Origin of the sequence: Desulfocurvus sp., assembly GCF_023230885.1 — a bacterium.
Lineage (GTDB): Bacteria > Desulfobacterota > Desulfovibrionia > Desulfovibrionales > Desulfovibrionaceae > Desulfocurvus.
On sequence record NZ_JALNWM010000170.1, the window covers coordinates 1 to 7828 of the forward strand.

10 protein-coding genes are annotated in these 7828 nt (G+C 66.6%); 6 read left to right on the forward strand and 4 right to left on the reverse strand.

The window, feature by feature from the left end:
• Window positions 1-220: hypothetical protein (locus tag M0P34_RS11815; protein ID WP_291499345.1), on the forward strand; the 220-nt coding region annotated here is incomplete at its 5' end.
• A gap of 81 nt (window positions 221-301) precedes the next feature.
• Here M0P34_RS11815 and M0P34_RS11820 read toward each other — a convergent pair.
• From M0P34_RS11820 to M0P34_RS11835, 4 genes are read right to left on the reverse strand one after another with little or no spacing between them, the layout of a single operon-like run.
• Complete coding sequence (locus tag M0P34_RS11820; protein WP_291499347.1) at window positions 302-727, reverse strand: hypothetical protein; 426 nt, start codon at window positions 725-727, stop codon at window positions 302-304.
• A 31-nt stretch (window positions 728-758) separates the two neighbouring features.
• Window positions 759-1685, reverse strand: a complete 927-nt coding sequence (gene hemC, locus M0P34_RS11825; protein WP_291499349.1) for a hydroxymethylbilane synthase — start codon at window positions 1683-1685, stop codon at window positions 759-761.
• A 48-nt stretch (window positions 1686-1733) separates the two neighbouring features.
• The gene (locus M0P34_RS11830; protein WP_291499351.1) at window positions 1734-1967 is read right to left on the reverse strand and encodes a zinc ribbon domain-containing protein; all 234 of its coding nucleotides are present in this window, start codon (window positions 1965-1967) and stop codon (window positions 1734-1736) included.
• A 17-nt stretch (window positions 1968-1984) separates the two neighbouring features.
• On the reverse strand, window positions 1985-2602 hold the full coding sequence (locus M0P34_RS11835) for a D-sedoheptulose 7-phosphate isomerase (protein WP_291499353.1): 618 nt from the start codon (window positions 2600-2602) through the stop codon (window positions 1985-1987).
• Between the two features lie 382 nt (window positions 2603-2984).
• Here M0P34_RS11835 and M0P34_RS11840 point away from each other — a divergent pair, with 382 nt between their 5' ends.
• From M0P34_RS11840 to M0P34_RS11860, 5 genes are all read left to right on the forward strand, one after another.
• A complete protein-coding gene (locus tag M0P34_RS11840; protein WP_291499355.1) occupies window positions 2985-4145 on the forward strand; it encodes an ABC transporter substrate-binding protein in 1161 nt (386 codons plus the stop codon).
• A 131-nt stretch (window positions 4146-4276) separates the two neighbouring features.
• On the forward strand, window positions 4277-5203 hold the full coding sequence (locus M0P34_RS11845) for a branched-chain amino acid ABC transporter permease (protein WP_291499357.1): 927 nt from the start codon (window positions 4277-4279) through the stop codon (window positions 5201-5203).
• Window positions 5204-5222: 19 nt separating this feature from the next.
• A complete protein-coding gene (locus tag M0P34_RS11850; protein ID WP_291499359.1) occupies window positions 5223-6299 on the forward strand; it encodes a branched-chain amino acid ABC transporter permease in 1077 nt (358 codons plus the stop codon).
• Between the two features lie 22 nt (window positions 6300-6321).
• Complete coding sequence (locus tag M0P34_RS11855) at window positions 6322-7089, forward strand: ABC transporter ATP-binding protein (protein ID WP_291499361.1); 768 nt, start codon at window positions 6322-6324, stop codon at window positions 7087-7089.
• The gene (locus M0P34_RS11860; protein ID WP_291499363.1) at window positions 7089-7814 is read left to right on the forward strand and encodes an ABC transporter ATP-binding protein; all 726 of its coding nucleotides are present in this window, start codon (window positions 7089-7091) and stop codon (window positions 7812-7814) included. The genes M0P34_RS11855 and M0P34_RS11860 overlap by 1 nt, the downstream gene beginning before the upstream one ends.
• Window positions 7815-7828: the final 14 nt, after the last annotated feature.

Below are 7828 nucleotides of genomic sequence, written 5' to 3' on the forward strand. Positions count from 1 at the left end.
AATTCAAAAGCGCATCGAGGCCCTGCGCAAGGAGCTCGACGAGATCAGGCAGGGCGAGGGCAGCGAGGAGGAAAAGCGCTCCCAGGCCGCCGTGAAGGAGGCCGAGATCGCCGCCCTCCAGGCCCAGCTCATGGAGCTGACCAAGAGAAAGGGCGGCCAGACCATGCCCGGCGGCTCCGGGGGCTCGGGCGCCTTCTACAACACCGGCTCCCTGACCTGATCCCCGGGGGCCCCGGCACGCGAACGGCCCGCAGCCATATGGCTGCGGGCCGTTCGCCGTTCGGAGTCCGGGCCGGGCCGATCACTCGTAGCGCGCCAGGAAGCGGAAGTCCGCCAGGGCCTGCCCGCGCACCGTGGCCCCGCCGCTCAGGTCGCAGGAGTAGTCCAGCCGCTCCAGGGCCAGGGAGCCCGTGCCTTTCCAGGGGTCGAAGGCCGCCGCCAGCGTCCCGCGCGCAAGGATCAGCCCGTCTTCGAAAGCGAATTCGAGGGTCGGGTGCTCCGGGTCCAGCACGGCCCCGGCCACGGGCTTGCCGAACACGCGCACGGCGACCTCCAGGGTCGGGCCGTCGCCCGGGGCGGCCCAGTCGACCACCACGCACTGCACCAGGCGCTGCCCGGCCTGGGGCGCGGGCTGGCCGGGCACGGGCTGCCCGGCGCATGCCGCCCCGGCCCACAGGACCGCCAGCAGCCACACTCCCCGCAACCCCGCCCGGGCCAGTCGCATCATGCGCCCTCCCGCCCCGCCGCGCGGAGCCGGATCAGGTGTTGTACACGCGGGCCAGGATCTCGCGCCCGCCCTCGTCCAGCACGTCGTCGGCCAGGGCCAGCCCCAGGTCGAAGGCGTCCTCGGCGTCGCCCTCGGCCTCGCGGCGGATGACGCCCGAGCCGTCCACCTCGGCCAGCAGCCCGCACAGCCGGACCCGCTGGCCGTCCTCGCGCAGCTCGGCCCAGGCCGCTATGGGCACCTGGCAGCCGCCGTCCAGCCCGGTCAGGAAGCCGCGCTCGGCGCTGACGGTGATGGCCGACTCCTCGTGGTCCAGGAACTCCAGGAACTCGCCCAGGGGCCCGTCCTCGCGGAACTCGATGCCCAGGGCGCCCTGGGCGACGGCGGGCAGGAACAGCGGCGGGGCCAGGCGCGCCATCTCCGGAGCGCCGACCCCCAGGCGGAGCAGCCCGGCGGTGGCCATGACAATGGCGTCGAACTGGCCCTCCTCGAGCTTGCGCAGGCGGGTGTCCACGTTGCCGCGCAGGTCGCGGATCTCCAGATCGGGGCGCAGCAGGCGCAGCTGCGCGGCGCGGCGCAGGCTGCATGTGCCGACCACGGCGCCCCGGGGCAGGGCCTCCAGCCCGGCATGGCGCATGGACAGGAGGGTGTCGGAGTTGTCCTCGCGCTCGGGGATGATGCCGATGACCAACCCCTCGGGCAGCTCCACGGGCACGTCCTTCATGCTGTGCACGGCCAGGTCGGCCCGGCCGTCGAGCAGGGCCTCCTCGATCTCCTTGACGAACAGGCCCTTGCCGCCGACCTTGGCCAGGGGCACGTCCAGGATCTTGTCGCCGGTGGTCTTGATCTGCAAGAGCTCCACCGCCGTTCCGGGGTGGTGGGCCTCGATGCGGGCCTTGATGTGGTTCGCCTGCCACAGGGCGAGCCTGCTGCCCCGGGTGGCGATGGTGAGCTTGTTCATCCGGTCCTTATCCTTATAGTGATGCGCGCGGGGCGCGCCGTTGGGGGCCTAGTGGCAGGTGGAGCAGCTGCCGCCGGAGCAGCCCGCGCAGCCGCCGCCCGACGATCCGCCCGAAGCCTGGCCCAGCCCGGCGCCGCCAGCGGACTTGTGGCGGCAGCGGGACATCAGCCGCCCCGTGCGCTCCGACCCGCAGGCCGGGCACTTCACGCCCTCCTGCTCGCCGAAGACCAGCTCCTCGAACTCCTTGCCGCACTTCTCGCACTTGTATTCGTAGATCGGCATCGCGCCCTCCGTGGATGCTACTCGCCGTCGAGGTAGGGGGTCAGTTCCATCACCGCCTCGAAGAGGTAATAGTCAACAAGCCTGCACAGCATGTGCCCGGCGGCGATCTGCACCTCCTGGATCAGCGGGGTGTGCCGGCCGGGGACCATGAGCAGATGGTCGCAGCAGGGGGCCATTTCGCCGCCGCCCTGGCCCGTGAGCCCGACGGTGACAAGGCCCTTCTCGCGTGCGGCGCGCAGGGCGTGGACGAGGTTGGCGCTGTTGCCCGAGGTGGAAATGGCGCACAGCACGTCGCCGCGCGCGCCAAGGGCCAGGACCTGCTTCTCGAACACCTGCTCGAAGCCGTAGTCGTTGCCGATGGCAGTAAGTATGGATGTGTCGGTGGTCAAGGCCACGGCGGGCAGCGGGGGCCGCTCCAGCAGGAAGCGGTTGACGAACTCCGCCGCCAGGTGCTGGGCGTCCGCGGCCGATCCGCCGTTGCCGGCGAACAGGATCTTGCCGCCGCGCGCCAGGCACACGGCCATGATCCGGGCGACCTCCACGACCTTGTCCACCTCGTCGCGGAAGAATTTTTCCCTCAGCTCGCACCCGGCGGCCGAGTGCTCCAGCACGATCCTGCGGGTTTCCTCGGACATGGCGTCCCTCCCTGTCTGCGGCTGCGCCCTTGCGGGCGGGCCTTATGAGCTAACGCAAAACCCCGGCGAGCACAACAACGACCCGCCGCGCCCCCCCGGGCAGGCCAAAGCCGTAAAAAATACCTCGCGGCAATCCGAAAGACGATTTTTAACGCTTCAGGTTTCGCAAAACGAAAAAAACATGCTTTACGTTTTTGTGAACTGAAAAAAGGCGGCTTTTGCAGGCCGGGATGCTGAAAACAGGGCCTCTCCGTTCCGAAATCCCGCTCCGGGGCCATGCATTGCCATTTTTGTTTACTCTTGATTCTTCCTATTTCCTTGGACTTCATGTATCTGAATCCATCGTCAGTTGCGAACCCGTTTTCCACGAGAGGAGGATTTCATGCGAAAAGCGTTTTTCCTGGCCCTGGCATCGGTGTTCCTGATGGCCTCGGTTGCCCTGGCGGCCGAAACCGTCAAGATCGGCTTCAACCTGCCCCTGACCGGCGACATCCCCAAGGTCGGCGAATCGTCCAAGCGCGCCGCCGAAATGCTCAAGGAGGACATCAACTCCCAGGGCGGGCTTGAGGTCGGCGGCCAGAAGTACATGCTGGAGTTCATCTACGAGGACAACGAGTCCAAGGCCGACTCCGCCGTCAACGTGGCCCTGAAGCTCATCGAGCGCGACCAGGTCATGGCCATCGTGGGCCCGAACTCGTCCAAGCAGGCCGTGCCCGCGGGCGGCACCTGCGACGACAACCAGACCCCGATGATCTCCCCCTGGTCCACCAACCCCGACGCCACCCTGGACCGGCCCTGGGTCTTCCGCGCCGCGTTCCTGGATCCCTTCCAGGGCCCCGTGGCCGTGGACTTCGCCACCAAGACCTTCGGCGCCAAGACCGCCGCGGTGCTGTTCGACATTTCCAACGACTACTCCAAGGGCCTGGCCGAGATCTTCAAGGCCGACTTCGAGCAGAAGCACGGCGCCGGCACGGTGCTGGCCTTCGAGTCCCACGGCACCAAGGACCAGGACTTCTCCGCCCAGCTGACCAAGATCATCGCCGCCAAGCCCGACTTCATCTTCCTGCCCGACAACTACAACCAGGTCGCCCTGATCCTCAAGCAGGCCCATGACCTGGGCTGGGCCGGGCCCGTCATGGGCGCCGACGCCTGGGGCTCCGCCGAGCTGATGACCCTTTGCGGCGACGACTGCAAGGGCCAGTACTTCTCCACCCACTACGCGGCCGCCGGCGCCCAGGGCGCCACCAAGGTCTTCATCGACCGCTACAAGGCCAAGTACAACGAGACCCCCGACGACGTGGCCGCCCTGACCTGGGACGCCACCAACATCGTGCTGCTGGCCATCCAGAACGCCGGCAAGGTCGACTCCAACATCCGCAAGCAGCGTGCCGCCATCCGCGAAGCCATGGCCGCCATCCCCTCCTTCGAGGGCATCACCGGCTCCATGAAGTTCGACGAGCAGGGCGACCCCATCAAGTGCGCCGTCGTGGTCAAGATCAGCGACGAGGGCGAGTTCGTGTTCACCGAGCAGGTCTGCCCGTAGGCGGCGCCTGACGCAAAGGACGCAACGGCGGCGGAGGCCACAGGGTCTCCGCCGCCTCGTTCATCGACGACCCCCCGCCGCGACAGGCCGCGCCCCGCGCGCCCCGGGCGGCCAAGGAGGAGCTTTCCACCGTGGAAATCCTGATCCAGAACATCATCAACGCGCTCCAGTTCGGCAGCTTCTACGCCCTGATCGCCGTGGGCTACACCCTGGTCTACGGCGTGCTCCTGCTCATCAACTTCGCCCACGGCGACATCTTCATGGTCGGCGCGTACATCGCCTTCTTCGTCGCCACGTTCTTCCTGGGCGAATACGGCATCATCTCCCCCGGTGCCCTGTCCGGCATGACGGTGCTCATGCTCTCCATCCCGCTGACCATGCTGCTCACCTCCTGCGTGGGCGTCACGCTGGAGCGCATCGCCTACCGCCCCCTGCGCAACAAGGGCGCCCACCGGCTCTATGTGGTCATCACCGCGCTGATGTGCGGGCTGATCCTTGAAAACGGCAACCTGGCGCTGCTTGGCGCAAGCCGCAAGAAATTTCCCGAACTCATCGACAAGGCCGTCTGGACCCTGGGCGACATCTCGGTGACGAACCTGAAGGTCGCGGTCATCTTCACGGCCATCGCCGTGTTCATGCTGCTGCACTTCATCGTCACCAAGACAAAGATCGGCATGGCCATGCGCGGCATCTCCTACGACAAATTCGCCATCCCGCTCATGGGCATCCCGGTGAACACCATCATCGTGTTCACCTTCATCCTGGGCTCGGGGTTCGCCGGGCTGGCGGGCTTCATGTTCGCCATGTCCTACCCGATCCTGGAGCCCTACATGGGCGCGCTCATCGGCTGGAAGGCGTTCATCGCCGCCGTGGTCGGCGGCATCGGCGACATACGCGGCGCATTTTTGGGCGGGTTCCTGCTCGGATTCATCGAGATCGGCGTGGTGGCCGTGTTCCCCTCCACCCTGCGCGACCTGCTGGCGTTCTCCGTGCTGCTGCTCATCCTGTGGTGGAAGCCCACGGGCCTGTTCGGCGTCGCCAAGACCACGAAGATCTAACCCAAGAGACGGCTCGACAATGCAGAAATACACCTTCAACGCCCTTCTGGCCGTCGGCGCCCTGGTGCTCGTGCTCATGGCCCACACCGGGCACATGGACCTCTACATCCAAAGCGTGCTCATGCTCATGGGCATGAACATCATCCTGGCCACCAGCCTGAACCTCGTCAACGGCTACATGGGCGAGTTCTCCTGCGGCCACGCGGGGTTCATGTGCGTGGGCGCCTATGTCTCATCCGTCATCACGGTCATCCTCTTCACCAAGGACCGCGTGTTCGGCCCGCCCCTGCTCGATCCCTCCCTGGCCATCTGGTTCTTCCCGGTGGCCGTGCTCGTGGGCGGGGTGGCGGCGGCCCTGGTCGGCCTGGTGGTGGCCCTGCCCTCGTTCAAGACCCGCGGCGACTACCTGGCCATCATCACCCTGGCCGTGAACTACATGGTCATCTCCGCCATCGAGAACATCGATGTCATCGGCGGGCCGCGCGGGTTCTCGGGCATGAAGCGCGTCATCAACTCCATGCACGACGTGGCCGACATCCCCTGGATGCTCGTCTGGGTGCTGCTCGGCACGGCCTTCTCGGTCTGGATCCTGCGCCGCTTCGTGGCCTCCACCTACGGCAAGGGCATCATCGCCATCTGCCAGGACGAGGTGGCCGCCGAGATCATGAGCGTGAACACCAACAAGATGAAGCTCATCGCCTTCATGCTCTCCTCGGGCGTGGCGGGCATCGCGGGCGGGCTGTTCGCCCACGCCTACGGCTATGTGAACCCGCAAAGCTTCAACATCCTGAAGTCCACCGAGTGCATGGTCATGGTCTACCTGGGCGGCATGGGCTCCATGTCCGGAGCGGTGCTGGCCGCCGTGCTGTTCACCATGCTCATCGAGGCCCTGCGCTTCGGCATCCCCGCCCTGGACGGCGTCATGCACACCATCGGCCTGCTGCCCGACAGCTACGAGATCTCCCAGGTCTGGAAGTGGGTCATCATCCCCCTGGTGCTGATCCTGCTCATGCAGTTCCGCCCCGAGGGCATCCTGGGCAACAAGGAACTTTCCGACGTGTTCCCGCGCCTGCGCAGGTTCTACTCCTTCAAGTAACCGCGACCCGGAGACCGGACCCATGGCTCTGCTGGAAATACAAGGACTGACCCAGAAATTCGGCGGCCTCCAGGCCGTGTCCGATTTCAACATCTCCATCGAGAAGGGCTCGCTGGTCGGGCTCATCGGCCCCAACGGCGCGGGCAAGACCACCATCTTCAACCTGACCTCCGGGTTCTACCAGCCCACCGAAGGCACCATCACCTTCGACGGCCGGGACACCCGGGGCATGAAGCCGCACAAGGTCACCGCCCTGGGCGTCGCGCGGACATTCCAGAACATCCGGCTGTGGCACGACATGTCCGTGCTGGACAACATCCGCATCGCCCAGCACTACCGCATGGGCTACAGCCTGTGGGACTGCTTCGCGCGGACCAGGAACCACGCCCTGCGCGAGGCCGAGATAGACAGGATCGCCCTGGAGCTGCTCGACGCCATGGACCTGCGCGCCTACGCCGACGAGCGCCCCAGAAACCTGCCCTACGGGCTGCAACGGCGCGTGGAAATCGCCCGGGCCATGTCCATCCAGCCCAAGCTGCTCCTGCTGGACGAACCCGCCGCGGGCCTGAACTCCGCCGACGTGGAGGGGCTCATCAGGCTTGTGCAGTGGATCCACCGCGAGTTCGACATCACCATCTGGATGATCGAACACCAGATGAAGGTCGTCATGACCCTGTGCTCGGAAATCAAGGTCATCGACTTCGGCGCGACCATCGCCGAGGGCGGCCCCGAGGACATCCAGACCAACCCCAAGGTCATCAAGGCCTACCTGGGAGACGAGAACATCTGATGCTGCTCGAAATCCGAAACCTCTACGTCAAGTACGGCAACATCGAGGCCCTGCACGGCATCTCCTTCTCCGTGGACGAGGGCGAGATCGTGACCCTCATCGGCTCCAACGGCGCGGGCAAGTCCACCACCCTGCACTCCATCATGCGCCTGCCCCCGCCCGAGGCCCCCAAGGTCACCTCCGGCGACATCCTCTTCAAAGGCCAGTCCATCCTGGCCACGCCGCCGCACAAGGTCGTCTCGGACCTGCACGTCGCCCTGACCCCCGAGGGACGCCACATCTTCGGCAACCTCTCGGTCATGGAAAACCTGACCCTGGCGACCTACGCGCGCAAGGACACCGACAACCTGCACCGCGACCTGGAGCGCATCTTCGACCTCTTCCCCCGGCTGGCCGAGCGCCGCAAGCAGCGCTCGGAGTCCCTGTCCGGCGGCGAACAGCAGATGCTCGCCGTGGGCCGCGCCATCATGAGCGGCTGCAAGGTCCTGCTGCTGGACGAACCCTCCATGGGGCTCGCGCCCCTGCTCATGTACGAGATGTTCCGCACCCTCAAGCAGCTGAACGAGGAGGGCCTGACCATCCTGCTGGTGGAGCAGAACGCGCGCCTGGCCCTGAAGTTCGCCCACCGGGGCTACGTCATCGACACCGGCGAGATCGTCGCCCACGGGCCCTCGCAGACCCTGATGGACGACCCCGAGGTCAAGAAGGCCTACCTCGGCGGCTAGGGCGGGCCGCCCGC

Excerpts from the sequence above, each read along its gene's own strand:
- M0P34_RS11830 (WP_291499351.1), bottom strand. The coding sequence starts at position 1,967 with ATGCCGATCTACGAATACAAGTGCGAGAAGTGCGGCAAGGAGTTCGAG.
- M0P34_RS11835 (WP_291499353.1), bottom strand. The coding sequence starts at position 2,602 with ATGTCCGAGGAAACCCGCAGGATCGTGCTGGAGCACTCGGCCGCCGGG.
- M0P34_RS11850 (WP_291499359.1), top strand. The coding sequence starts at position 5,223 with ATGCAGAAATACACCTTCAACGCCCTTCTGGCCGTCGGCGCCCTGGTG.
- M0P34_RS11855 (WP_291499361.1), top strand. The coding sequence starts at position 6,322 with ATGGCTCTGCTGGAAATACAAGGACTGACCCAGAAATTCGGCGGCCTC.
- M0P34_RS11860 (WP_291499363.1), top strand. The coding sequence starts at position 7,089 with ATGCTGCTCGAAATCCGAAACCTCTACGTCAAGTACGGCAACATCGAG.
- M0P34_RS11840 (WP_291499355.1), top strand. The coding sequence starts at position 2,985 with ATGCGAAAAGCGTTTTTCCTGGCCCTGGCATCGGTGTTCCTGATGGCC.
- M0P34_RS11820 (WP_291499347.1), bottom strand. The coding sequence starts at position 727 with ATGATGCGACTGGCCCGGGCGGGGTTGCGGGGAGTGTGGCTGCTGGCG.
- hemC (WP_291499349.1), bottom strand. The coding sequence starts at position 1,685 with ATGAACAAGCTCACCATCGCCACCCGGGGCAGCAGGCTCGCCCTGTGG.